The organism is Propionivibrio dicarboxylicus (assembly GCF_900099695.1).
In the GTDB taxonomy this organism is placed as follows: domain Bacteria; phylum Pseudomonadota; class Gammaproteobacteria; order Burkholderiales; family Rhodocyclaceae; genus Propionivibrio; species Propionivibrio dicarboxylicus.
This window is the reverse complement of sequence record NZ_FNCY01000020.1, coordinates 29,730-52,047: the sequence shown is the minus strand read 5'-3', so window position 1 is coordinate 52,047 and position 22,318 is coordinate 29,730. Positions and strand designations below refer to the sequence as shown.

Below are 22,318 nucleotides of genomic sequence, written 5' to 3'. Positions count from 1 at the left end.
TTTAACCGCTATCGCCGCGCCTGGTCGGAGGCCAGGCGCAGCTCCAGTCGCAGGCAGGCGGCCAAGGCATCATCGACGCTGATGTCGGCAACATCGAGACTGGCAGGTTGCAATACTTCGTAGGGGACGCCCCAGGGGTGCCAGCGCTCGGGTCCGGAATTGCCGAAGAAACAGACGATCGGCTTGCCGAGTCCGGCGGCGACGTGCATGGCGCCGCCGTCGGAACAAATGACGCGGTCGCAACGCGACAGTCCGGCAATCAGATCCTCGAGATGGTGGGTGGGGCAGGCGGTGAACGGCAGGTCGACGCAAGCCTCGATCAGCTTGGCGGCCTTCCGGTCGTCACCGGGATGCTGTGGATGATCGTCGTTGCCGGGCGACCAGAACAGCAGAAACCGGCTCCCGTCGCGTTGGTGCAGGGCATGTGCGAGATCGGCGAAGCGTTCGATCGGCCAGCGCTGCGACGGTTTTCGTGCCGAGATGTGCAGGCCGATGATGGGTGCATTGGCGATGGGCGCGGGCGGCAGCGTGACAGCGTGTGCGAGCGCAGGGTCAGCGTGCAGCGTCAGCGGTCCCGGTGTCGTGTCGATGCCCAGCGGATGGAGCAGACGCATGACGCGTTCGCTTTCGTGGCCTGTATCGTTGTCTGCCGCCGAATGCGCCAATATCGTCTTGGCACCGATCCAGCGGGCGAACTTGACGGCGCCCGGTTGCGGGCCAGGGGTGGCAACGACGATCAGATCGAAGCGGGTCCGGCGCAAGCGCAGGATCAGGCCGAGCGTTTCCATCCAGATGGCGATTTGCGACTCGCCGGCGTTGCGGTGCTTGGCCTTGCGATAGGCGTGGACGGCGTCGAGATCGGGGTTGCCGGCAAGGACCGGGGCATTGTAACTATTGACGAGCGTCTCGATGCGGGCGCCCGGCCAATGACGCCGTAATGCCGAGATCAGCGGTGTCGTGCAGACGAGGTCGCCGATGTTGTCGCGGCGGATGACCAGAATTTTCATGATGCCAGCCTATTTTCAGCCCAGGCGACGATCGGACGCAGGCGGTCTACAAACGCGTCGAAGGAAAAGCGCTCCAGATGGTCGCGCGCAGTTGCCGGATGGAGTCTGATGTCCTGTGTCAGCAAGCGCTCGATCAGGTGCGCGAAATCTTCGCCGCCATCTTCGCGCGGATCGCGGTAGAAATAACCCGTGACACCGTCGCACACCGTTTCCGTAAAAGGCGGCGCCTTGACCGCCAGCACCGGCAGATCGCAGGCCTGGGCTTCGATGACATTGAGTCCGAGGGCTTCCTTTTCCGGCAGGCCGGTCAGCAGGTAGTCGAGTTGGGCGTAGACGGCGCGGACGTCGCGTTGTTGTCCCCAGAAGCGCGTGCGGTCGGCAATCGGCTTCAGGGCGGCATCGAGATCGCGCACCGAGGCGTAGCCACCGCTGCCGAAGATCTCGAGGTTGACCGAGGGAAAGCGGGCGAGCACCGGTGCCAGCCGGTCGAAGAGTTGTGGGAATTGCTTGATCGGCGTCAGCCGCGAGACGATGCCGAGCGTCAGGCCGGGACGTCGGGTGAATGGGCGGGGGGGAATGAAGGGTTGCACCAGCGGGTTGAGGGTGCCGAGCAAACGGTCGCGGAATTTCCGCCGATCCCAGTCGTATCGCGATGTCCTGACGATCGTTGCGGTCGCGTTGTTGCGTTGCGGGTCTAGGGCGGCCAGACCGTACAGCGCTGAATGCCAGCTTGGCGCGCCGACCGCGATCAGGCCACTGCGAACCCACTCGGAGACCGGAAACACCATGTCATGGTCGTCGAAGCTGCGCGGATTACGCCCTTGCAGGGGCATATGGGCCATGGCGGTGATCAGCCAGCGTGCGTCGCGGGCAGCAAGCAGTTCCCCGAATTGAGGGCCGTGGCTGAGCAACCAGAGCGGTGCCCGCGGTAGCGCGGCGACGAGCGCCTTGGCATCGGGAACCGTTTCGATGCGCAGCGAGGTGGGCAGATCGAGCGTGTGCCAGAAGGCGGCGTCGGGATGTGCATAGAGCGTCGTCGCGATGCCGAGCCGGTCGAAGGCCCGCGACAGAAAGGCGGTATAGACCTCGCCACCGCCGAAGTGCGGTTGCAGGTTGATCTGGGTCAGTCGCATCGTGAGCTCTCCTGCAGTTGTCGCACGATCAACACTCCAACGAAGAAAGCATACATTTCGAGACGGAAACCCGAGAGATGTCCGTCGAGCAGGCAGCGGACGAGATAGGCGATAACACTGAGCGTCAGCATGAGTCCTGCCGGGGATCCGTATTGCCGGAATCCCCTCCAGCCTGCGAGGGTGAGCGCTGCTGTCAGCGCCAGCCACAGCACCAATCCGGGAATGCCGTTCGCAAGGGTAAAATCGATCAGGCCGGAGTGGCTGCTTTCGAGTCCGGTTGACACCCCGTAACTGCGCTCGACAGCCCAGCCGAGGGCTTTGTGACCGTAGCCGAGTCCCAGCGGGTAAAGGGCGATTTGCTCGACACCGACTTTGGCCCAGGCGAGCCTGAGATAGGCCGATTCCTCGACGGGATCTCCCGCCTTCGTCAATGGGCGCGGGTAGGTTTTGCTGTCGCGCCAGGCGAGATGGTTTTCTGTATCGAATGCGATCTCGGCGGCTTCCTGAAGGCCGCTCCAGCGTGAGTCACTGTGTACGCTCAGCCAACCGCCGATGCCGAGCAAAGCGACCAGCGTGATGACGAGCGCGGTCCTCTTGGTACCAGATGCTGGCGCCAGGGCGACAAAAATGACGCAGCAGACGACGAATTCGACGGCGATGATGATGTTTCCCGAACGCGCCCAAAGTGTCAGGTTGGCGGTGCAGCAAAGCATCAGCACAGCAACGACCCAATACCAGGCGCAGGGGAAACACCGACGAGAATTGATGGCGCGGGCGACCAGATCGCCGAGAGACAGCACCGCCAGGATTGTCGCCAGCATGCTGTGGTAATCCTTTTCCGCAAATGGCGTCTTATGCCAGGGGAAATAGCCCGTGCTAAGCCACACGGCGATCTGATACCCGAACAACAGGATGATGTGTGCCAGCAGTGCCAGTACTAGTGCGAGAATGAGGCGGTCGGGATCGACCTCGCGGACGGTCAGTGTCGACACCATCGCGACCAACGCGACTGCGAGGGCGACGAGCCAGTCGCCGCGGAACATTTCAAGTGCTTCGGCCGACCGCGGCGAAATCAGCGCGCTTTGCAGCAAGAGCCAGAGCGTGAGTGCGATGAGCAGGCCGGCCGACGGGCGAAAAATGCTCCAGTCGATTGCGTCGAGTCGACGCGGCCGCTTGGCGATGCAGAACAGGCTCGCGCCGACCAGAATCACCAGTATCAGGTTGCGCAATGCGATCGTATGCGGGATCGGATAGACGAAGCAGACCAGGAAGAACAGTCCGGGGAGCCCCATTTTTTCCATCAGTGTCATCATGCCGTCTACTTTGCGGTCAGGTATTGACGTTGAGCGCCGGTCTTGAATCATGCCAGGCAATCAGCGCATTCACCAAGCGGGCGGCGCGGTGCTGGTAGGTATGTTGACGCATTACATGTTGTTGGCATTGCTCGGCGATGTCGCGTGCCGACTGGAAGTGCGCCAGCCAGTACTTGATTTTGGTGACGCAGTCGTCGATTCCGTCATATTCAGCCCAGTTTTTCCCGATGTCGAAATCGTCACGCGAGTGAGTTCTCTTGTCGCAGAGAAGAAATCCGCCAACGCCGGGAATGCCGAAGCAGCGTTCCGGGAGGCCGGATGCGATGCGAGCCTTGTATTCGCAGCGTGCGCCGTAATTCAGATTGATTTTCGAGGAAAGAATGAAGGCAATTTGTTGGCTTGGTGTCATGTCGCCGGTTTCGCGGAAGACATGCGAGATTTTTTCCTCGGTGAGCCGCTTTGACAATGCCGAGAAGAACTCGGCCCGATCCGCGTCTTCCTTGTAAGCTTGCCCGTTCATTCCGCCGAAAAAGCTGACATCGACCGCGTAGGTCGATTCGTCGCGAAGCCGGGGGAACAAGCCGGAAACGGGCTCCGGTGGTGAATAGGTCGCCGGTTCGACGGCGTTGGCAAGATAGAGCGTGGTCGGGGCGAAGCCGTACTTGTCCGCGTCAATCAGGGTGTGGGTCGCGTAGATGTCGGTCAGCCGGAGCTTGCTGGCCAGTGTCAGTCGCCACGCCGGATAGTTCAGGTAGTGTGGCGCATCCCGGTTCCAGGTGACGATAGGAATGCCGGCGCGGGCCAGTTGCCGGTGTCTTAGCCAGGCGGCGGCTGGTCGTGAGAGGCTGCGATAGAAACAGGCAAAATATCCCAGCACCTGGCGGGTGTCGGAAAGCTGCGCCATCTCTGCGGCCGGCAGTAATTGTATGCCAAGTGCAGACAGGCCGGCGCGCAAGGGAATGAGGGGCTTGGCGTCCTCATGAATCAGGATGTTCTTGGTGACCGGGCTCATTATTGTTCTACTGCCTGGAACGGACAATCCGTGCCGGCACGCCCGCGAGAATCGAATTGGGGGGGCAAGAGCGAGTGACGACCGCGCCGGCGGCGACGATCGATCCGTCACCGATCGAGATGCCGGGCAGAACCGTGGCGCCGGCGCCGATCCAGACGTTGTTGCCAATCCGGATTTCGTCGAGTGAGAACCCTTGGCGGTTCATCGGGGTGTCCAGGTCGGCAAAGACGTGGTTGTAGGAAATCAGGCGCGAGAAGGGGCCGATCATGACGTCTTCGCCGATCAGGACGCCGCCCCGGCCATCGATGAATGCGTGCTGGTTGAGGGTGCTCCTGGCGCCGATACGAAGATGGGGGCCGAAGCCGCCGAGATAGACGTGTCTGTTCAGGTCGACCTTGTCCCCGAGTTCCACCGATCCTGGCCGGGGCGCATCGATCATGCAGCCGCCACGAATGGTGCAAGCTCTCCCGAGTTTGATATTTCGCGGGAATTTGAGGGTGGTGAGCGGCGAGACCTTTGAGGCGAGACTGAGCTTCCAGTAGGCGATATAGCCGAGGTGCACAATCCAGCGCCACATTACCGACGATCCTTGATGTGCCTGGCGGGAACCCCGACTGCAATGGCGTTGGCCGGAATGTCATGCGTCACGACCGCGCCGGCGCCAATGACGGCGCCATCGCCGATGGTGACGCCGGCGAGGACGATTGCATTGGCTCCGATCCAGCAGTCCTGGCCGATCCGAATCGCTTTGGCTTGCACGGGCTGGGTCCGGATCAGTGCTGCGGCGGTGGTTTGATGCTGATAGGAGATGATGCGCACACCGGGGCCGACCAGCGTGTTATCGCCGATGTCTACACCGCCGGTACCATTGACGATGGAAAAGTTGTTGATTTCGACATGGTTCCCCAGTCGGACGCCGCCGCTGCCGCCCTGAATGTAGGCGAAGCGGTTCAGCGTGACCTGATCGCCGAAGATCACACCGGCGCTGCGACTCGCGTCAATCGATGCATCAGCATGAACCTTGCATTTTCTGCCGACACGGATGTTCTCGATCCCTTTGAGGTACGCGCCCAGGGAAATCCTGCAGCCCCCCGACAATCGGGCTCGACAGGAAAAAACGAATTGTCGCCAGCTTCTTAACATGCTTCGTTTCCTTGTCAGGCTTGCAGTTTTGTCTTGTCGAGCCAGAGCAGCAAGGTGACGATGGTATAGGCCAGTCGTCTTGACGCTTTGCCCGCTTTCGCCTCTTGCCATAGCGTGGCGATGGCTTTGGGATTGAGGAACGGCGCAATTCTAGCGCAGTCGGCGATGACGGCGTCGCATGGCGATTTCCAGGCGCCATTGAAGTAAGCCTGCAAGGGGACCGAAAATCCGTGCTTTTCCCGGTTCCAGACGGCTTCGGGCAGAGAATTGCGGGCAATTTGACGGAGAATGGCCTTGCCGCCGTCCTTGTCATAATGCGTGCTGGCGGGAAGGCTCAAGACTGCGTCGAGTACTGGCTGTCCGAGCAAGGGTACCCGGATTTCCAGGCTGTGGGCCATGCTTGCCCGGTCTGTCTTGCTCAGGCAGTTTTCCGACAGATAGGTCCACAGATCGGCCCGCATCAGGCTCGCCGTGTCCATCGGCGCGCCGAAACTGTTGGCGAGTTGCACCCATCGTTCCAGCGTGCCTTGTGGGTGGGCGGCATCCAGCGCGTCCGGCCGCAGGTAGTTGGACAGGCTTTTGCGCGACCCCGTCCATGGACCGAGTTCTGCTCGCCGATAAAGAAGAAGCTCCTGCCCCCAGAGAGCCCGTCGGGTGAGCGATGCCGGAGCGAGCCCTGCCTCGATCAGACGGCGCAACAGTTTTTGTCCCGAGCGTTGCGGGAACAGCGACGCTTCATCGGCAAAGCGCGGGTATCCGGCAAACAGTTCGTCGCCACCGTCGCCCGACAGTGCAACCGTGACATGTTGTCGGGTTTGTCGGGACAATTCCCATGTCATGACGTAGGCGGGGTCTGCCAACGGCTGGTCAAGATCCCCGATGGCGCGCACGAACGCGTCGGCATCGATTGCCGGGGCGTCGAGAACCATGTGGTCGGTGTCGAAAGCGCGCGCGACGGCAAGTGCCGCGCTGGTTTCGTCGTAGCCTTCCTCGGAGAATCGCATCGAGAAGGTTTTCAGCGGGGCCGCGCCGGTTTCGGCCATGTAACGCACCGTCAGGCTGGAGTCGATGCCGCCGGAGAGAAAGGCGCCAAGCGGCACATCGGCGACCAGTTGGCGGCGGACGCTTTCGCGTAGCGCGGCATCGATCGTGTCGACCAGTTCGTCGAATGGGGGGGCTTCGTTTCCGGCGGCCGGGATGGACCACCATTGACCCTGCTCGAAACGCTTATCGTTGGCGCAGAAACTCAGCCAGCAGGCGGGCGGCAACTGACGGACGTCGGCCAGCAGGGTTTGCGGTGCGAGACAGGTCTGGAAGGCCAGATAGTCGCGCACTGCGGTGAAATCGATCCGGCGTGGGAATCCCGGCAGGCGGAAAAATGGTGCCAGCGTCGAGGCAAAGACGAATCCTTGCGCCGTTGAATAGAAGAAAGGTTTGATGCCGAGTCGGTCGCGGGCGGCAAAAAGCGTATTCGTCCGGCTATCCCAGATGGAAAAGGCGAACATGCCGTCGAGGCGCGGCAAGACCGCACGGCCCCATTCGGCGAAACCGTGCAGCAAGACCTCGGTGTCGGATTGCGTCGAGAAGACATAGCCCCGGGCTTCCAGTTCGCTGCGCAATTCGCGGAAATTGTAGATCTCTCCGTTGAATACCAGCGTGTAGCGCCCGTCGGGCGTACGCATCGGTTGCGCGCCTGTGGCGAGGTCGATCACCGACAGGCGCGTGTGGCCAAAGATGGCTTTGTCGGCACGACTGAACGATTGCTCGTCCGGGCCGCGCTTGGCGATGGAGGCGAGTGCTTCGCCGGCATAGTCTTGCCAGGGCGTGTCGATCAGTCCGAGAATGCCGCACATGTCAGAGGGTCTCCTGTGCCAGTCGTTCGAGGTGGCTGATGGCTGCACTCGGCAGGAAGAGCGAAGGGTCGAACGGCTCGAGAGTGCTCTTGCCGGAAAGTGTCTCGCGCATCGCCTCGTTCAGCGCGGCGGCATCGTTGCAGGGCACCAGCCGGCCGCACTTGCCGTTTTGCAGGACTTCACGGGGGCCCGACGGGCAATCGGTGCTGACCACCGGGACGCCGAGCAGCAGTGCCTCGACCAATACGTTGGGCATGCCCTCATGATCCGAACAGAGGACAAGCAGATCTGCGGCAGCGATCCAGGGATACGGGTTGGGTTGGAATCCGGCGACGATGACACGATCCGAAAGATCGTGTTGTCCGATCAGGGCTTGCAGTGCCGGGTCGTCATGGCAAAGCAGGACGAGGCGGTGGCTGCTTGGCAACTGGCGGAACGCCTCAAGCAGCAGGTCGTGTCTTTTTTGCGCGGAAAAACGTCCGACATGGACGATATACGGGCTGTCCGGTAGCGGGGCGGGGGCTTTGGCTGCCGTCCTGATGGCGCTTGCATCGAAAGGATTGTAGAGGCATTCGATCCGTCGGGCGGCGATGTTGAGTTCATGCAGATCTTCGGCGACGCCGCGCGAGACGGCAAGCAATTGGCCGGCGTCATAAAGCTCGCGGTATTTCTTCAGGCGGCGTGCCGCTTTCGCCGGAGTGGCCGACAAGCGGCCGATTTCAGCGGAGAGTGTGTTGGCAATGCGATGCCATAACTTTGGCAGGCGCGCCTGTTTGCATACCTCGTCGGCGAACGGCAACGTACTGACGATGAGATCGAAGGGCGTGTCACCGGCGAGCTTTTTGACGTGCCGGCGCAAACGCCAGGCGAGCAGGTGCTTGCCGAGCCATCCCTTGCGGACGGGATGACCGGGTTCGGTCAGCGCGGTGAATGTTACGGCCGCAGGAAGCGCGTGTTCGACCCGATGTTCAAGAATAATGAGATGGGTTTCGTGCCCTCGACCTGCCAGCAACGCCGATAACTTGAGCATCGCCTTTTCGGCGCCGCCGCCGCGCAGATTGGTGGTGATCAACCCGAATTTCATCGCACTTTGGGCGGATGCTCGGACAAAGCCCGTGCGACGGCTTGCCAGACCCGGTCGACGGTGATGTCGCTCATCGGGGCCTCGGTCGAGCAGTCCTGGTCAGCCAAGGGGTGATCGACAATGTACGCGCAAGGATGCTCCAATGGGGCGAGGTAGCGGCTGGGGGAATAACCGTGATAAAGCGCCACCATGGGGCGATGCAGCGCGCCCATGATGTGGGTGGGTCCGGTGTCGACGCCGATGTAAAGATCGAGCTCGTTCATCAGCGAGGCGGTTTGTCGCAGTGTCAGGCGTCCGGCATAGAGCGTCGATGCCTTGCCCAGGTACTGCTGGAGCTGGTTCGTCCTGACCGTTTCTTCGGTCCCGCCGAAGATCAGGAAATGGGCGTCAGGCCAAGCGCTGCGAATTTTGTCGGTCAGTGCCATGAAATGGTCGACTGGCCAGTCGCGATAGGCTTTGGTCGGGAAACTGGCGACCTGAAGTCCGATCAGCGGCGACGACGGCGCCGGGGTGGTGCGCGCCAATTCCGCTCGGGCCCAGAGGGATTCTGCTTCGGTGACCTGGTAGGCGAGGGCTCGCCCGGCCGGTGCGATGCCGACGGCGGCAGGCAGGCGCAGTTGGATGTCTACGGCATGTTCGGTCTGGAACGGCGGGTGCTCGACTGCCTTGAACAGTCGTGCATTGATGTCGTCATCGCCCTGGCGAAAGGCGACCACCTTTCTGGCGACCCGGAGCGCGTACTTGATCAGGGGTTCGTCGTAGCCGCAGACGAAGGCCAGATCATAGGTGTTCCGAGCGACCCAGCCGAGCCACGGGGCGCGCTGTTTGCTGATGGTGCCGACATGGTGAACGAAGGAGAGATGCTGCAGGACTTCAGCGCGCTTGGGGTGGCCGAGCAGCGTGATTTCCGCGTCGGGAAACGCCGTCGCCACAGCCCGGACCGCCGGGCTGACGAGCAGCGTGTCGCCGATTCTCGACACGTTGATGTACAGGATCTTCTGTGGCATTTCAGCGCGGGCGCGAGAACTCATAGATGTAGTCGGGGAAACTGTACTCCGGGGGCTCGATTTGCCATGTCAGCGACTTGATCAGGCGGGAAAACGGCGAGAGACGCTTGACGAGGTGGTAAGCGTTCAGCCTCAGTCCGGATCGCCGGGCAAGTTCCATCGCCAGGGTAGGGGTGATCCAGGCGACATGGTCGAGGTTGACGACCAGATTCCCCTTGGATCGCCGGAATTCGCGGAAAAACTTGCGGCTGAACGGGTTGGGCGTGGTCGCGTAGAGCTTGCCTTCCGGGGTGAGGTGGCGTCCGGCAAAAGCCAGCAGGTCGACAGGGTTGTTGACGTGTTCGACGACGTCGCCGATAAAAATGACGTCGAAACGATCGCCGAGGTCGGCGTCCGACGTGGCGTCGACGCAGCGGACATTGAACCCTCGGGCGTTGAGTTCACCGACCAAGTCTTCAAGAATATCAAGTCCGAGGCAGTATTTCGCTTCGGCCGCGATCTGGCCGTGGCGCCAATCCGGCTGGTCGAAATAGCGGGCGCTGTGGGACACGACGCCGATGTCGAGCACGCGTTGCCCGCGGACAAGTTCCCTGATGAATCCAAGTAGGTCAATGTCATCATGGATGCGGCGTGCGCTGGGAAGCCAGTTTCGTACCGCAGCTTTGGCGTCGCGGTTATTGGGGTCGTCGGAGAAATCCGTCCAAAGAGGCATGTTCATGGTTGTGTCGACCGAAAAATGGCTTCCATGCGGTTGAGCATGTGTTCGCGGGAAAAATGTTCGGTGGCGCGCGTGCGCGCCGCTACGCCCAGGCGTTCGGCGAGTGTCGTGTCGTCGATCAATCGGCGCAGCGCGTGTGCCAGCGCGTCGCTGTTCTGTGGCTGGACGATCAGCGCCGATTTTTCGTCACTGACGGCTTCAAGGATCGCGCCGACCGGGGTGGTGACGATCGGCAATTGCGTCAGCATGGCCTGCATGACCGATTGGGGAACGCCCTCGTTGGCGTAGGAAGGAAGGCAGAAGATGTCGAGCGCACGCATCCAGTTTTCCGGATCGCTACGCTGTCCGACAAGGAGGGCGCGATCCTGCAGTTGCAATGCGTCAATCTTGGCGATGATGTTGTCTTGCATCGGCCCCTCGCCGACGATCAGGAGCTTCCATCCCGGTGCGTCGAGCTGGGCAAAGGCGTCGAGCAGATACAGGTGCCCTTTCCAGCTGCGCAGCGTGGCGACGATGCCGATGTAGCGGCTTTGCGTATCGAGGCCGAGCGCCTGCCGGGCGGCGAGTTTGTCACCGGGAGCGAAGCGTTGCGTGTCAATGCCGGTCGGCACCGAGGTGACGCGATCCGGCGCCAGGCCGAGTTCGCGGATCAGCGTTTGGCGCAAAGCCTCGCCGGTGGTGACGACATGCTGCACCGAGCGTCCGTAGAGCCAGCGGGCGCCGGCGTTGACGGCGATCGGTGCGGAAATGTGGCGGGTGCGTACGATTGGCGCCGGGGCCGGCAGGGTGGCGCAGGCGAGGCCGGCCAGCCAGCTGTCGGTCGAACTGTGGGTGTTGATGACGTCGGCCGGGTTGTCCTTCAGCCAGCGGCGTAGCGCGAGCAGGCCGGGCAGGCGTTTGCGCCCGATCGGCAGGGCGTGGGCCGGCACGCCGAAACGCGGCGCTTCGGCAAAAATACGCGCCTCGGGCGGGCAGAGCACGCAGGCTTCATGGCCACGGGCGATCATGCCGCGTGCTTCTTCGAGAATGCGGATTTCCTGGCCGCCCCAACCGCAGGAGGCTTCGGTATGGACGATTTTCATGCGTGGTTTCCGCCCGGTTCGGAGAATTGAAGTTTATAGAGTTGGGCATAGACGCCGTCCTGCGCCAGCAGGTCACGGTGAGCTCCCGATTCGACGATGCGGCCGTGCTGGAGCACGACGATGCGGTCGGCGCGTTCGATCGTCGATAGCCGGTGGGCGATGACGATCGTTGTCCGGCCTTGCATCAGCGTCTCGAGCGCCGCCTGCACCTGACGTTCCGATTCGTTGTCGAGCGCCGAGGTGGCCTCGTCGAGAATCAGGATCGGCGCGTCCTTGAGAATGGCGCGGGCGATGGCGATACGTTGGCGCTGTCCGCCGGAGAGGCGCGAGCCGTTTTCGCCGATCAGCGTGTCGAAGCCTTCAGGCAGGGCGCGGATGAAATCGAGCGCGTTGGCGCTGGCCGCCGCCGCTTCGATGGCGTCGCGTGGCGCGTTGCGCGAGATGCCGTAGGCGATGTTGGCGGCGACCGTGTCGTTGAAGAGCACGATTTCCTGCGAGACGATGGCGATCTGTTCGCGCAGGCTGGCGAGCGTGATGTCCTGGGCGTCGTGTCCGTCGATCAGCAGGCGGCCGGCAGTCGGTGTGTAGAAGCGCGGAATCAGGTTGGCGAGCGTCGTCTTGCCGCCGCCCGAGGTGCCGACGAGCGCCACCGTCTGCCCGGGTGCGATGTCGAGCGAGATGCCGTCGAGCGCGTCGCGTTCGGCCTTGGGGTAACGGAAGTGCAGCCGGTCGAGCTCGATGCGGCCCTTGGCACGCGCCAGCACGGTCTGGCCGAGGTCCGCTTCGGGGGTCTCGTCGAGAACGCGGAAGATACTTTCGGCAGCGGCGAGTCCGGTCTGCAGCGGCGCATTGACGTTGGCCAGCTGCTTGATTGGGGCCAGCAGCATGAGCATGGCGGTGATGAAGGAGACGAAGCTGCCGACGGTGGTTTGTCCTTGTTGCGACTGGACCATCGCAATATAGACGACGATGGCGACGGCGAACGAGGCGATCAGGTGCACCGCCGGCGTCGTCGCCGCGGCGGCGATGCCCTGCCGCATTCCGTAGCCGCGCAGGGCATGGTTCACTCGGGCGAAGCGTTCTTCTTCCTGCGTTTCGCCGCGAAATACCTTGATGATTTTCTGACAGGAAATCGCTTCCTGCAGCGTTTCGGTCATCACCGACATGCCGAGTTGGGTCGCGCGGCTCATCGTGCGCAGGCGTTTGGCGAGGAGTCGGGTGAAGATGGCAATCAGCGGCCCGACCAGCAGCGTGATCAAGGTCAGCTGCCAGTTGATGTACAACAGCCAGCCGAGCAGGCCGACGACGACGAGCGAGTCACGGATCAGTACGGTGCCGACGGTCGTTGTGGCGCCTGCGATATTGTTGACGTCGTAGGTGACCTTGGTGATCAGTTGGGCCGAAGGGTTCTGGTTGAAATAGCCGGCCGGCAGGCGCATGAAGCGGGCGAATATCTCCTGGCGGATGTCGGTGATGATGCGGTTCTGCACCCAGGACATGGCATACGAGGCGAGGAAACTGACGCCGCCGCGCAGGACGAAGATGCCAATGATCATCGCCGCGACGGTCAGCGGCTTGTAGCCGGTATCGCTGGCGAAACCGTTGTCGAGCAGCGGCTTGAGCAGTGCCGGGAACATCGGTTCTGTGGCCGCCGCCAGCGAGGTGGCGACCAGTCCGCCGGCGAGCACCCGCCAGTACGGACGGACGTAGGTCAGCAAGCGGAAATAGAGCGCGCGGCTACTGGGTGGGAGGGCTGTGGCCATTATTCGGCGGATTGGGCGAAAACCGGCATTATAAACGGTCGGCCGGGTTTCTTTTGCGCCGGAATTCCGGGAGTGTTAGTCTCCGCACGGAGCCAAACCGTGCCGGAATACCATGATTCCCTTCAGCGTTGTCATCATCAGCAAGAACGAAGCCGCGACCATCGTCCCGTGCCTTGAGAGCGTCGCTGCGCTGGCCGACGAGATCGTCGTGCTCGATTCCGGCAGCACCGACGGGACGCAGGCGGTCTGTGCCGCGCATGGCGCGCGCGTGATCGAGACCGACTGGCCGGGCTTCGGCGTGCAGAAGCAGCGCGCCGTCGATGCCGCGCGCAATGACTGGGTGCTCTGTCTTGACGCCGACGAGCGCCTGTCGCCGGAACTTGCCGCCAGTCTGAGGCAGGCGCTGGCGGTACCGCAATTTCAGGCTTTCCGTTTTGCCCGGGCGAATCGCTTTCTCGGCCGTTATCTGCGTCATGGCGAAGGTTATCCCGACTGGAGTCTGCGGCTCTTCGATCGCCGAGTGGCGCGGTGGTCGGCCGATGCCGTCCATGAGAAAGTCCTCTGCGAGACAGCGGTCGGCACCCTCGCCGGCGATCTGTTGCACGATTCGGCCGAGACGCTCGAGTCTTACCTGACCAAACAGAACCGCTACACCTCGCTGGCGGCGGGCATGGCCGATCCCGACGGGCGTCCGGTGTCGGCGGGGCGGCTGATCGCCTCACCGCTCCTGCGCTTCATCAAGTTCTATGTCGTGCGCGGCGGCTTTCTCGATGGCTTGCCCGGACTCGTGCATATCGCCATCGGCTGCTTCAACAGCTTCGTCAAGTACGCCAAGATCCGCGAACGCCAGCTGCGTCGCGGTTAGGGGGTGCTCACAATCAAGCGTTGGTTGCGCAAGGTATTGGCAGGGCGCAGCGCTAGGCGGCGGATGCGCCGCATGGCCATCCATGCAAGCATCCGGCAACAACGCGATGCGCCCTGCCAATACCTTGCCCTTCGGGTTGCCCCTGCGCAGGTCGTCTGCGGCGTTGTGCGTCTTGCGAAGGGAACGACCCTTCGCTGCAACGCACGCCTTGCAGCCGCTCCAGCGCAGGGAGCAACGCAATCCAGCGGTTGATTGTGAACACCCCCTAGTAGAACGACGGCTCGCCCTCGGGCCGCGTCTTGAAGCGGCGGTGCACCCAGTAATATTGCTCCGGCATTGTGCGGACGACGGCTTCGATAGCTTCGTTCATCCGTCGCGTGTCGGCGTCGGCGTCGGCCGTCGGGAAGTCCGGCCAGGGATCGCCGATTTCGAGCACATAGCCGCCGTCGGGCAGCATGCGTGTGACCGTGAATAGCACGGTGGCGCCGGCTGCCCGTGCCAGTCGGGAGAGGCCGGTGATGGTGGCAGCGGGGACGCCGAAGAAGGGCGCGAAGATCGAGTCGCGCCGGCCGAAGTCCATGTCGGGCAGGTAGTAGAAGGGCCGGCCCGCGCGCATTGCCTTGATCGTCGCCAGCGCGCCTTCCTGGCGGGAGAGCAGCTTCTGGTCGCCGAAGCGCTTGCGGCCGCGATACAGGAGCGTGTTGAAGACCGGGTTCTTTTGTGTCGAGTAGATGCTGAGCGCGTCAAAGCGCATGGCCAGCGCGACGCCGCCGGCGTCGAGGCCGACGAAATGCGGCGCCAGCATGATGACGGGTTTGCCGGCGTCTATTAGCGCGCGGATCTTTTCCTCGCCCTCGACCCGGACCAGTTGGCGCAGGCGCTCCGGGCGGCTCCACCAGAGCAGGCTGCGTTCGAGCAGGCTGCGGCCGATGGCCTCGAAGTGGGCGCGCAGGCGTTGTTCGCGCGCCGCCGCGTCGAGTTCCGGGAAGCACAGCGCGAGATTGGTCGCGGCGATATGGCGGCGTCGTTTCCCGAGCGCCAGCAGCAGGCGGCCGAGTCCGCGTCCGAGCGCGGCCAGCAGCGGCAGCGGCAGGAAGTGCAGCAGCCAGAAAAGGGCGACGGCGGCGTGGCTGAGAAGTCGTTTGGCCATGATGGGCGCGTAGGTCTCGTGCAGGTAAAAATCGGACGGCGGGCAAGTATATCGGCAACGGATTTGTCGCGGACGACTTTATAATGTCCGCATCAAACTTGTAGTTTACTTGGAAGCCAAACGGAAGGTTATCGCGTAATGAAACTCAAATTCTCGAAAATGCACGGGCTGGGCAACGATTTTGTCGTCATCGACGGGGTGCGGCAGGCGGTGGCGCTGACCGAGGATCAGATCCGCTTTATCGGGCACCGTAATTTCGGCGTCGGCTTCGATCAGATGTTGCTGGTCGAAAAGTCGTCGACGCCCGGTGTCGATTTCCGTTATCGCATCTTCAACGCCGATGGCGGCGAAGTCGAGCAGTGCGGCAATGGCGCCCGCTGCTTCGTCCGTTTTGTGCATGACCAGGGACTGACCGAAAAGAAGGAGATCCGCGTCGAGACCATGCGCGGCGTTATCGGGCCGCGTCTCGAGGATGACGGCAACATCACCGTCAATATGGGCGCGCCGGTCTTTGAACCCGAGAAGATCCCGTTCGACAGTACCTCGATGGACGTGATCCAGACGATTCCGGTTGGCAGCGATGTGGTGGCGATCACCGCCGTGTCGATGGGCAATCCGCATGCCGTCCAGGTCGTCGCCGACGTCGATGCGGCGCCGGTCGAGGTGCAGGGGCCGCTGATCGAGCGTCATGCGCGCTTCCCCAAGCGCGTCAATGCCGGTTTCATGCAGGTCGTCGATCGTCACTCGATCCGGTTGCGCGTCTATGAGCGTGGTGCCGGTGAGACGCTGGCGTGCGGCACGGGCGCTTGCGCCGCGGTTGCTGCCGGTATTTCGCGCGGTTTGCTCGACTCGCCGGTGCGCGTCGCGACGCGCGGCGGCGACCTGTCGATCGCCTGGGGTGGTCCCGGGCAACCGGTGATGATGACCGGTCCGGCCGTTACCGTATTCACGGGAGAAATCGAACTATGAAATCCGAGGACGTCGCCCGCTATCTGCTGGAAAATCCGCAGTTCTTCGAGGAGCATGCCGAGCTGCTTTCGCATGTCGTCATTCCGCATCCGCACGGCGGGCGGACGATCTCGATCACCGAGCGCCAGATGCTCAGCCTGCGCGACAAGAATCGCCAGCTCGAGGGCAAGATGGGCGAATTGCTGCAATTCGGCGAAGAGAACGACGTCATCAGCGAGAAGATGCACCGTCTGGCCGTGGCGATCATTTCGGCCGCGTCCTTCCAGGCGGTGATCCATTCGCTCAATTTTCATTTGCGCGATGACTTCGCCATACCGCAGTTCGCCCTGCGCCTCTGGAATCGGCCGGCGAACGTCGCCGAACTGCCCGAGTTCGCCGAGGTCAGCGACGAGTTGCAGACTTTCGCCGAGACCTTGATGCAACCGTATTGCGGCTCGACCTCCGGTTTCGAAACCTCGTCGTGGTTCGGCGAAGGCTCGAAGCACGTGCGTTCGCAAGCTTTGATCGCCTTGCGCAATGGCGGCGGCACGATGGGCATGATCGCCTTGGGCAGCGAGGACGCGCAACGCTTTTACGCCGGCATGGGCACGCTCTATCTCGAACGCCTCGGCGAAATGGCCTCGGGCGCGCTGGCACGGGTGCTGCGTCTGGCCTGAAGGATAATGGCATGGCGGATGCGGCGGCGCTGATCGGCGCCTATCTCGATTCGCTTGCGCAGCAGCGCCGTCAGTCGGCGCATACCGTCAGCGCCTACCGGCATGATCTCGATACGCTTGCCGGCTTGGTGCAGGAGTCCGGCGTGCGTGACGGTGTTCTTGGCGTCATGCCGCATGAGGTGCGGCGCTTTGTCGCGAAACTTCATGCGGGCGGATTGGGCGGCCGTTCGCTGGCCCGCACCTTGTCGGCGTGGCGGGGGTTTTACCGTTGGCTCGGCCAGCAGGGGCGGGTATCGGCCAATCCGGTCGAAGGCATCCGGGCGCCGAATAGCCCGAAGGCGCTACCCAAGGCCTTGTCGCCCGAGGAAACGGCCAAACTGCTGGAGACGCCTGGCGACGAAGTCTTCGATTGCCGCGACCAGGCGATGTTCGAGCTTTTTTATTCATCCGGCCTGCGCCTGTCGGAACTTGTCCAACTCGATCTTGGCTGTCTCGTCGATCTGCGCGAGGGTGAGGTGCGCGTGCTTGGCAAGCGCAACAAGGAGCGTCATGTGCCTGTCGGCAGCAAGGCTTGCGAGGCGATCGCCGCCTGGATGCAATGTCGGGATGCGGTGGCGAAACCGGGCGAAACGGCTTTGTTCGTCGGTGCGCGCGGCGAACGCATCAGTCCCCGCGTCATCCAGCAGCGACTCAAGCGCAAGGCACTGCTGAGCGGTTTGCCGCTGGGGGTGCACCCGCATATGCTGCGCCATTCCTTTGCCTCGCATGTCCTGCAGTCGTCCGGCGATCTGCGCGCTGTGCAGGAAATGCTCGGGCACGCGAGCATCGCGTCGACGCAGGTGTATACGCATCTCGATTTCCAGCATCTGGCAAAAATTTACGACGCCGCGCATCCGCGCGCCAAGCGCAAGACCTAGAGGGGACGGCAATTTGCCGCCGCTACGCGGATATGCTAGAAATGGCCGCCACGAGTGTGATCGGGAGCGCTCGGCGCGCCCGCCTTTTTGCCAATAGCAAGGACGATTCATGGAGCAATATCACGGTACGACCATTCTTTCCGTGCGCCGCGGCAATCGCGTGGCGATGGGCGGCGACGGACAGGTGACGCTTGGCAACATCGTCATCAAGGCCAGTGCGCGCAAGGTCCGGCGGATTTATCAGGAGTCGATCCTGGCCGGCTTTGCCGGCGGTACGGCCGATGCCTTCACGCTGTTCGAGCGGTTCGAGGCGAAACTCGACAAGCATCAGGGCAACCTGCTGCGTTCGGCCGTGGAACTGGCCAAGGATTGGCGCAGCGACCGCGCCCTGCGCCGTCTCGAAGCGATGCTGGCGGTCGCGGATCGAGAACATTCGCTGGTGATCACCGGTAATGGCGACGTGTTGGAGCCCGAGCAAGGCATCGTCGCGATCGGTTCGGGCGGGGCGTTTGCGCAGTCGGCGGCGCGTGCGCTGATCGAGAACACCGAACTGGCCCCGGACGAGGTGGTACGCAAGTCGCTGGAGATTGCCGGCGACCTGTGCATCTATACGAATCACCAGTTCACGATAGAAACGCTCGACGCGTAAGCCGCTGCGTCACGGCCGCGGCGCATTCCGCGCTTGGATTGTGTGGCGTGTTCCGCGCCACGTGCCAACTAGATGCCGAGTGCGACGCGAATGCCTTCGTAACGGGCCTCGATTTCGGCAAAGCGCTTGCCGATAACCGTCCATGACAAACCCAGTTGCGCGCAGGCGAGTTCCGACAGGTCTGGGACCTGATTGTTCGGCTGTTCGCCGAGATCGAGTCCGTGGCTCAGCACCTCGCTGACATGGACGAGGTTGCCGATCTCGCTGCCGATCTCGTCCGGCGTGTGGTGGGCGGCGATGGCGTCGATGATCTCGTTCGGCAGATTCCACGCCTTGGCCAGCGTCGTGCCGGCTTCGGTGTGGTCATACCCGTAGATCGCGTGCTCGGCGTCGATGAGCGGGATGTCTTCGTCAACGCGCTTTTCGATGACGCGCAGATAATCGGCCGGGCTGGTGATGTACATCAGCAACTGCCCGATGTCGTGCAGCAGTCCTGCGGTGAAGGCGAGTTCCGGGTCGATGTCGGTGTGTTCGGCGAGCACGCGTGCACAGACCGCGACACCGAGCGAGTGCCGCCAGAGCAGCCGGGCGTCGAAGCCGCCATGCCGGATGTCATAGCGATAGGCGAGGGCGGAAGCGAGGATGATGCTGGCAATCCGGTCGACGCCGAGGAAAAGAAAGGCTTGCTTGGTCGTGACGATGCGCGTCGATACGCCCGAAGCAGCCGAGTTGGCAGCAGCGAGCAGGCGAGCGACGATGGCGGGGTCCGAATTGATGTGGTGCGCGATGGTGTCGGCATCGGCGCGTTCGTCGTGCAGCGAACGCGTCAGGTAGTTCACGACTTCCGGCAGCGACGGCAGCTTGCGGGCGTGCTCGGGGAGTTCTTCAAGCGTCGCGATGCTCATTGCAAGGATTCCCGTCGATAGTGGATGACGGCCTCGCGCAAGGCTTCGCGCGCCGGGCTGCCGCGGCCCCTGAAAATGGTGGCGATGCGGTGGTCGGCGGCTTCCAGTTCGATGGCGATCGTCCGCGCGTCGCGTTCGTCGGGAATCTCCACCCAGATGGTTTCAACGCCGCGCCGGATCAGGCGTTCGATCGTGTCGCCATCGATTGTCGTGCCGGCGGCGAGCAGAGGGAGACCGTCGCGGCCGTTGACCGGACTGGTCAGTGTCATGCCGGGCGTGGCCCGGCTCGGTGCCAGACAAACATTTCGCATCTTCATTCTTGCGTTCCTTCGGTACCAAAGCGTGTTCCCGACGTCACCTTGATTGCGGCGGCTCGGGAATACCTGCTAAGTGTGCCACACAATGCGCATCGCCGACGATAACGTGTAAGATTCCCTGCTCGTTTTTGTGTTTCCAACAAATGACCATGTCGCAAACCATGCAAATGACTCCTTTGGAAATAGTCCACGAACTCGACAAGCATATCGTCGGACAAGGCAGGGCCAAGAAGGCTGTTGCCATCGCCTTGCGCAATCGCTGGCGGCGCGCCCAGGTGGCCGAGCCCTTGCGTCAGGAAATCACGCCGAAGAACATTCTGATGATCGGGCCGACCGGCGTCGGCAAGACCGAGATCGCACGTCGTCTGGCGCGGCTCGCCAATGCGCCCTTCATCAAGGTCGAGGCAACGAAATTTACCGAGGTCGGTTATGTCGGGCGCGATGTCGAGACGATCATTCGCGACCTTGTCGAGATCGCCGTCAAGAATGCTCGCGAGCAGGGAATGAAGGCGATGCGTGCGCGCGCCGAGGACGCGGCCGAAGATCGGATTCTCGACGTGCTGCTGCCGCCCGCGCGCGGCGGCTTTTTTAACGAGGCCCAGTCGGCCGAGGAAAACTCGACCCGGCAGAAATTCCGCAAGAAATTGCGCGAAGGCGAACTCGATGACAAGGAAATAGAACTCGAGGTGAGCGCGGCCGGCCTGCAGGCGGAGATTTTTGCGCCGCCAGGCATGGAAGAGCTGACCTCGCAGATTCAGGGGATGTTCCAGAATCTCGGCAACGGCCGCAAGAAGACGCGCAAACTGCGCGTGGCCGAAGCGCGCAAACTGCTTGTCGATGAAGAGGCCGCCAAGCTCGTCAATGACGATGAAATCAAGCTCGCCGCGGTCACCAACGTCGAACAGAATGGCATCGTCTTTTTGGATGAAATTGACAAGATCACCTCTCGCAGCGATACGCACGGCGCCGATGTGTCACGTCAAGGCGTGCAGCGCGACTTGCTGCCGCTGGTCGAGGGGACGACGGTGTCGACGAAGTACGGGATGATCCGCACCGACCACATCCTGTTCATTGCCAGCGGCGCTTTTCACCTGTCGAAGCCATCGGACCTGATCCCCGAATTGCAGGGACGTTTTCCCATTCGGGTTGAACTCGAATCCTTGTCGGTCGCAGATTTCGAGTGCATCCTGACGCAAACCGATGCCTGCCTGACGATGCAGTACCAGGCTTTGCTGGCGACCGAAGGCGTGTCGCTCGAGTTTGCGCCGGATGGCATTCGGCGCCTGGCCGAAGTCGCCTGGTCGGTCAATGAGCGGACCGAGAACATCGGTGCGCGTCGTCTCTATACGGTGGTCGAGCGCTTGCTCGAGGAAGTGTCTTTCAGTGCTGGCAACGGCGGCGAGGCGACTGGTCTTCGCGTCGATGCGGCCTATGTTGACGAGCGTCTGGCGGGATTGGTGAAAAACGAGGATCTGTCGCGCTACGTGCTATAGCGGGGTGCCGGGGGGAATGCCCCGGCAACGGCCTCATTTGACGAGCAGTATTGGGATCTGGGCGAGGTGCAGCACCTTGAGTGTGATCGATCCCATCAGGAGGTCGCCGAGCGCGCCGCGACCATGGGTGCCCATGACGATCTGGTCGCATCCCAACTCGTCGGCGAGTTGGCTGATTTCTTCGGCGATCGCGCCGATCCGTGCATGCACCGTGTAGGTCAGTCCGGCCGCGTCGAGTAAGGCGCGGGCGTCCTTGAGCGCGGCTTCGGCCTCGCTGCGGTGGAATTCCTCGATTTGCGCCTGGGTGACGAAGCGGCTGATGTCCTGGGAGAAGGGCACCTGCACGTTGATGAGGTGGATCGCCGTATCGTCAGGCGTGCGATAGTGGCTGATCTTGGCAATGGCAAGCGACACCGCGCGCAAGGCGCATTCGGAACCATCGACTGGAAGCAGGACGTTTTTCATCAGCACTTTTCCTCGGATAGCGCCGCGGCGGCCATCTTGCGCTTGTAGAGCACTTTGCCGACGACGACGACGAGCACGGCGAAGCTGCCGGGCAGGATGTGATGCAGTGAGGCGAAGTTCTCGTTGATCCAGTGGTGTACGGCCGGATCGGTGACTGCCATTTCACCGCTGACGTAGCCAAGCAAGGCGGCACCGATCGTGATGATGATCGGGAAGCGTTCCATCAGTCGCAGCAGCATCGTTGCGCCGAAAATGACGAGCGGAATCGAAATCGCCAGGCCGATCATCAGCAGCACGAAGCTGCCCTTGGCGGCGGCGGCGACGGCGATGACATTGTCGAGGCTCATGACGAGGTCGGCGATCAGGATGGTCTTGATCGCTGCGGCCAGGTTGCTGCTCGATTCAACGTTCTCGCCTTCGTCATCGGCGTTGATGAGTTGGATGCCGATCCAGAGCAACAGGGCTGAGCCGACGAGCTTGAGGTAGGGCATCGTCAGCAGGGCGACAGCCGTCAAGGTCAGGACGATCCGCATGATGATCGCTGCGCCCGATCCCCAGACGATCGCTTTCTTCTGCTGGGCTGGCGGTAGTGAACGGGCGGCCAAGGCTATGACAACCGCGTTGTCGCCGGAGAGCACGATGTTGACACCGATGATTTGTGCCAGCGGAATCCAGAATAACTGGGGCGAGGTAAGTAACTCCATCATCGCGGTGGGTCCTGAAGAAGAAATTGGTTGTATGGTACAACAACACGCGTGGGCTTGCTTTTCAATTTATCATGCCACGAAATGCATTTTTGCAATGTGACTTTTTTGCA

The 22,318-nt window shown here is 62.4% G+C and carries 23 protein-coding genes; 6 read left to right on the top strand and 17 right to left on the bottom strand.

The window, feature by feature from the left end; all coding sequences use genetic code 11:
- Window positions 1–8: 8 nt before the first annotated feature.
- The 12 genes from BLR25_RS17810 to msbA are packed head-to-tail and all read right to left on the bottom strand — an operon-like array spanning window position 9 to window position 13,115.
- Entirely contained in the window at window positions 9–1,007 is a 999-nt protein-coding gene (locus BLR25_RS17810) for a glycosyltransferase family 9 protein (RefSeq protein WP_091939603.1), read from the bottom strand.
- Entirely contained in the window at window positions 1,004–2,140 is a 1,137-nt protein-coding gene (locus BLR25_RS17805) for a glycosyltransferase (protein ID WP_091939601.1), read from the bottom strand. Before BLR25_RS17805 ends, BLR25_RS17810 begins: the two co-directional genes overlap by 4 nt.
- The gene (locus tag BLR25_RS17800) at window positions 2,131–3,453 is read right to left on the bottom strand and encodes an O-antigen ligase family protein (RefSeq protein WP_091939599.1); all 1,323 of its coding nucleotides are present in this window, start codon (window positions 3,451–3,453) and stop codon (window positions 2,131–2,133) included. Before BLR25_RS17800 ends, BLR25_RS17805 begins: the two co-directional genes overlap by 10 nt.
- A 16-nt stretch (window positions 3,454–3,469) precedes the next feature.
- A complete protein-coding gene (locus tag BLR25_RS17795; protein WP_091939597.1) occupies window positions 3,470–4,465 on the bottom strand; it encodes a glycosyltransferase family protein in 996 nt (331 codons plus the stop codon).
- A gap of 7 nt (window positions 4,466–4,472) precedes the next feature.
- Window positions 4,473–5,042 carry an acyltransferase gene (locus BLR25_RS17790; RefSeq protein WP_091939594.1) on the bottom strand — a complete coding sequence of 190 codons (570 nt, stop codon included), beginning with the start codon at window positions 5,040–5,042 and terminating at the stop codon, window positions 4,473–4,475.
- Window positions 5,042–5,608, bottom strand: coding sequence for an acyltransferase (locus BLR25_RS17785; protein WP_245715601.1), 567 nt, complete (start codon window positions 5,606–5,608; stop codon window positions 5,042–5,044). The genes BLR25_RS17790 and BLR25_RS17785 overlap by 1 nt, the downstream gene beginning before the upstream one ends.
- 14 nt (window positions 5,609–5,622) lie before the next feature.
- Window positions 5,623–7,461, bottom strand: coding sequence for an asparagine synthase (glutamine-hydrolyzing) (asnB, locus tag BLR25_RS17780; RefSeq protein WP_091939590.1), 1,839 nt, complete (start codon window positions 7,459–7,461; stop codon window positions 5,623–5,625).
- Window position 7,462: 1 nt separating this feature from the next.
- Window positions 7,463–8,545: a glycosyltransferase gene (locus tag BLR25_RS17775; RefSeq protein WP_091939589.1), complete on the bottom strand. Its 1,083-nt coding sequence runs from the start codon at window positions 8,543–8,545 to the stop codon at window positions 7,463–7,465.
- Window positions 8,542–9,552 (bottom strand): glycosyltransferase family 9 protein, encoded by a 1,011-nt coding sequence (locus BLR25_RS17770; protein WP_218122804.1) that lies wholly within the window; start codon window positions 9,550–9,552, stop codon window positions 8,542–8,544. Before BLR25_RS17770 ends, BLR25_RS17775 begins: the two co-directional genes overlap by 4 nt.
- A 1-nt stretch (window position 9,553) precedes the next feature.
- A complete protein-coding gene (locus BLR25_RS17765; protein ID WP_091939585.1) occupies window positions 9,554–10,270 on the bottom strand; it encodes a class I SAM-dependent methyltransferase in 717 nt (238 codons plus the stop codon).
- Complete coding sequence (locus tag BLR25_RS17760; protein ID WP_091939583.1) at window positions 10,267–11,352, bottom strand: glycosyltransferase family 4 protein; 1,086 nt, start codon at window positions 11,350–11,352, stop codon at window positions 10,267–10,269. Before BLR25_RS17760 ends, BLR25_RS17765 begins: the two co-directional genes overlap by 4 nt.
- Window positions 11,349–13,115, bottom strand: a complete 1,767-nt coding sequence (gene msbA, locus BLR25_RS17755; RefSeq protein ID WP_091939580.1) for a lipid A export permease/ATP-binding protein MsbA — start codon at window positions 13,113–13,115, stop codon at window positions 11,349–11,351. Before msbA ends, BLR25_RS17760 begins: the two co-directional genes overlap by 4 nt.
- A 112-nt stretch (window positions 13,116–13,227) precedes the next feature.
- Here msbA and BLR25_RS17750 point away from each other — a divergent pair, with 112 nt between their 5' ends.
- Window positions 13,228–13,980 (top strand): glycosyltransferase family 2 protein, encoded by a 753-nt coding sequence (locus tag BLR25_RS17750; RefSeq protein WP_091939579.1) that lies wholly within the window; start codon window positions 13,228–13,230, stop codon window positions 13,978–13,980.
- Between the two features lie 265 nt (window positions 13,981–14,245).
- On the opposite strand, the gene BLR25_RS17745 is transcribed toward BLR25_RS17750, so the two are convergent.
- Window positions 14,246–15,130 (bottom strand): lysophospholipid acyltransferase family protein, encoded by an 885-nt coding sequence (locus tag BLR25_RS17745; protein ID WP_091939577.1) that lies wholly within the window; start codon window positions 15,128–15,130, stop codon window positions 14,246–14,248.
- 138 nt (window positions 15,131–15,268) lie between these two features.
- Between BLR25_RS17745 and dapF the strand changes: the two genes are divergently transcribed.
- The 4 genes from dapF (at window position 15,269) to hslV (ending at window position 18,321) form a co-directional block, all read left to right on the top strand.
- Window positions 15,269–16,099 (top strand): diaminopimelate epimerase, encoded by an 831-nt coding sequence (gene dapF, locus BLR25_RS17740; protein ID WP_091939575.1) that lies wholly within the window; start codon window positions 15,269–15,271, stop codon window positions 16,097–16,099.
- On the top strand, window positions 16,096–16,755 hold the full coding sequence (locus tag BLR25_RS17735) for a DUF484 family protein (RefSeq protein WP_091939573.1): 660 nt from the start codon (window positions 16,096–16,098) through the stop codon (window positions 16,753–16,755). Before dapF ends, BLR25_RS17735 begins: the two co-directional genes overlap by 4 nt.
- Before the next feature lie 11 nt (window positions 16,756–16,766).
- Entirely contained in the window at window positions 16,767–17,672 is a 906-nt protein-coding gene (gene xerC / locus BLR25_RS17730) for a tyrosine recombinase XerC (RefSeq protein WP_091939571.1), read from the top strand.
- Between the two features lie 109 nt (window positions 17,673–17,781).
- Window positions 17,782–18,321 carry an ATP-dependent protease subunit HslV gene (gene hslV, locus BLR25_RS17725; RefSeq protein ID WP_091939569.1) on the top strand — a complete coding sequence of 180 codons (540 nt, stop codon included), beginning with the start codon at window positions 17,782–17,784 and terminating at the stop codon, window positions 18,319–18,321.
- 68 nt (window positions 18,322–18,389) lie between these two features.
- On the opposite strand, the gene BLR25_RS17720 is transcribed toward hslV, so the two are convergent.
- Window positions 18,390–19,226: an HDOD domain-containing protein gene (locus BLR25_RS17720; protein WP_091939568.1), complete on the bottom strand. Its 837-nt coding sequence runs from the start codon at window positions 19,224–19,226 to the stop codon at window positions 18,390–18,392.
- Complete coding sequence (locus BLR25_RS17715; protein WP_091939566.1) at window positions 19,223–19,543, bottom strand: hypothetical protein; 321 nt, start codon at window positions 19,541–19,543, stop codon at window positions 19,223–19,225. The genes BLR25_RS17720 and BLR25_RS17715 overlap by 4 nt, the downstream gene beginning before the upstream one ends.
- A gap of 161 nt (window positions 19,544–19,704) precedes the next feature.
- Here BLR25_RS17715 and hslU point away from each other — a divergent pair, with 161 nt between their 5' ends.
- A complete protein-coding gene (gene hslU, locus BLR25_RS17710; protein ID WP_425438696.1) occupies window positions 19,705–21,036 on the top strand; it encodes an ATP-dependent protease ATPase subunit HslU in 1,332 nt (443 codons plus the stop codon).
- 33 nt (window positions 21,037–21,069) lie between these two features.
- Here the strand turns inward: hslU and BLR25_RS17705 are convergent, their stop codons facing one another.
- Both BLR25_RS17705 and BLR25_RS17700 read right to left on the bottom strand, forming a co-directional pair.
- Window positions 21,070–21,501: a universal stress protein gene (locus tag BLR25_RS17705; protein ID WP_091939564.1), complete on the bottom strand. Its 432-nt coding sequence runs from the start codon at window positions 21,499–21,501 to the stop codon at window positions 21,070–21,072.
- The gene (locus tag BLR25_RS17700) at window positions 21,501–22,208 is read right to left on the bottom strand and encodes a TerC family protein (protein WP_245715600.1); all 708 of its coding nucleotides are present in this window, start codon (window positions 22,206–22,208) and stop codon (window positions 21,501–21,503) included. The genes BLR25_RS17705 and BLR25_RS17700 overlap by 1 nt, the downstream gene beginning before the upstream one ends.
- Between the last annotated feature and the right edge of the window lie 110 nt (window positions 22,209–22,318).

Excerpts from the sequence above, each read along its gene's own strand:
- BLR25_RS17810 (WP_091939603.1), bottom strand. The coding sequence starts at position 1,007 with ATGAAAATTCTGGTCATCCGCCGCGACAACATCGGCGACCTCGTCTGC.
- BLR25_RS17805 (WP_091939601.1), bottom strand. The coding sequence starts at position 2,140 with ATGCGACTGACCCAGATCAACCTGCAACCGCACTTCGGCGGTGGCGAG.
- BLR25_RS17800 (WP_091939599.1), bottom strand. The coding sequence starts at position 3,453 with ATGATGACACTGATGGAAAAAATGGGGCTCCCCGGACTGTTCTTCCTG.
- BLR25_RS17795 (WP_091939597.1), bottom strand. The coding sequence starts at position 4,465 with ATGAGCCCGGTCACCAAGAACATCCTGATTCATGAGGACGCCAAGCCC.
- BLR25_RS17790 (WP_091939594.1), bottom strand. The coding sequence starts at position 5,042 with ATGTGGCGCTGGATTGTGCACCTCGGCTATATCGCCTACTGGAAGCTC.
- BLR25_RS17785 (WP_245715601.1), bottom strand. The coding sequence starts at position 5,608 with ATGTTAAGAAGCTGGCGACAATTCGTTTTTTCCTGTCGAGCCCGATTG.
- asnB (WP_091939590.1), bottom strand. The coding sequence starts at position 7,461 with ATGTGCGGCATTCTCGGACTGATCGACACGCCCTGGCAAGACTATGCC.
- BLR25_RS17775 (WP_091939589.1), bottom strand. The coding sequence starts at position 8,545 with ATGAAATTCGGGTTGATCACCACCAATCTGCGCGGCGGCGGCGCCGAA.
- BLR25_RS17770 (WP_218122804.1), bottom strand. The coding sequence starts at position 9,552 with ATGCCACAGAAGATCCTGTACATCAACGTGTCGAGAATCGGCGACACG.
- BLR25_RS17765 (WP_091939585.1), bottom strand. The coding sequence starts at position 10,270 with ATGAACATGCCTCTTTGGACGGATTTCTCCGACGACCCCAATAACCGC.
- BLR25_RS17760 (WP_091939583.1), bottom strand. The coding sequence starts at position 11,352 with ATGAAAATCGTCCATACCGAAGCCTCCTGCGGTTGGGGCGGCCAGGAA.
- msbA (WP_091939580.1), bottom strand. The coding sequence starts at position 13,115 with ATGGCCACAGCCCTCCCACCCAGTAGCCGCGCGCTCTATTTCCGCTTG.
- BLR25_RS17750 (WP_091939579.1), top strand. The coding sequence starts at position 13,228 with ATGATTCCCTTCAGCGTTGTCATCATCAGCAAGAACGAAGCCGCGACC.
- BLR25_RS17745 (WP_091939577.1), bottom strand. The coding sequence starts at position 15,130 with ATGGCCAAACGACTTCTCAGCCACGCCGCCGTCGCCCTTTTCTGGCTG.
- dapF (WP_091939575.1), top strand. The coding sequence starts at position 15,269 with ATGAAACTCAAATTCTCGAAAATGCACGGGCTGGGCAACGATTTTGTC.
- BLR25_RS17735 (WP_091939573.1), top strand. The coding sequence starts at position 16,096 with ATGAAATCCGAGGACGTCGCCCGCTATCTGCTGGAAAATCCGCAGTTC.
- xerC (WP_091939571.1), top strand. The coding sequence starts at position 16,767 with ATGGCGGATGCGGCGGCGCTGATCGGCGCCTATCTCGATTCGCTTGCG.
- hslV (WP_091939569.1), top strand. The coding sequence starts at position 17,782 with ATGGAGCAATATCACGGTACGACCATTCTTTCCGTGCGCCGCGGCAAT.
- BLR25_RS17720 (WP_091939568.1), bottom strand. The coding sequence starts at position 19,226 with ATGAGCATCGCGACGCTTGAAGAACTCCCCGAGCACGCCCGCAAGCTG.
- BLR25_RS17715 (WP_091939566.1), bottom strand. The coding sequence starts at position 19,543 with ATGAAGATGCGAAATGTTTGTCTGGCACCGAGCCGGGCCACGCCCGGC.
- hslU (WP_425438696.1), top strand. The coding sequence starts at position 19,705 with ATGCAAATGACTCCTTTGGAAATAGTCCACGAACTCGACAAGCATATC.
- BLR25_RS17705 (WP_091939564.1), bottom strand. The coding sequence starts at position 21,501 with ATGAAAAACGTCCTGCTTCCAGTCGATGGTTCCGAATGCGCCTTGCGC.
- BLR25_RS17700 (WP_245715600.1), bottom strand. The coding sequence starts at position 22,208 with ATGATGGAGTTACTTACCTCGCCCCAGTTATTCTGGATTCCGCTGGCA.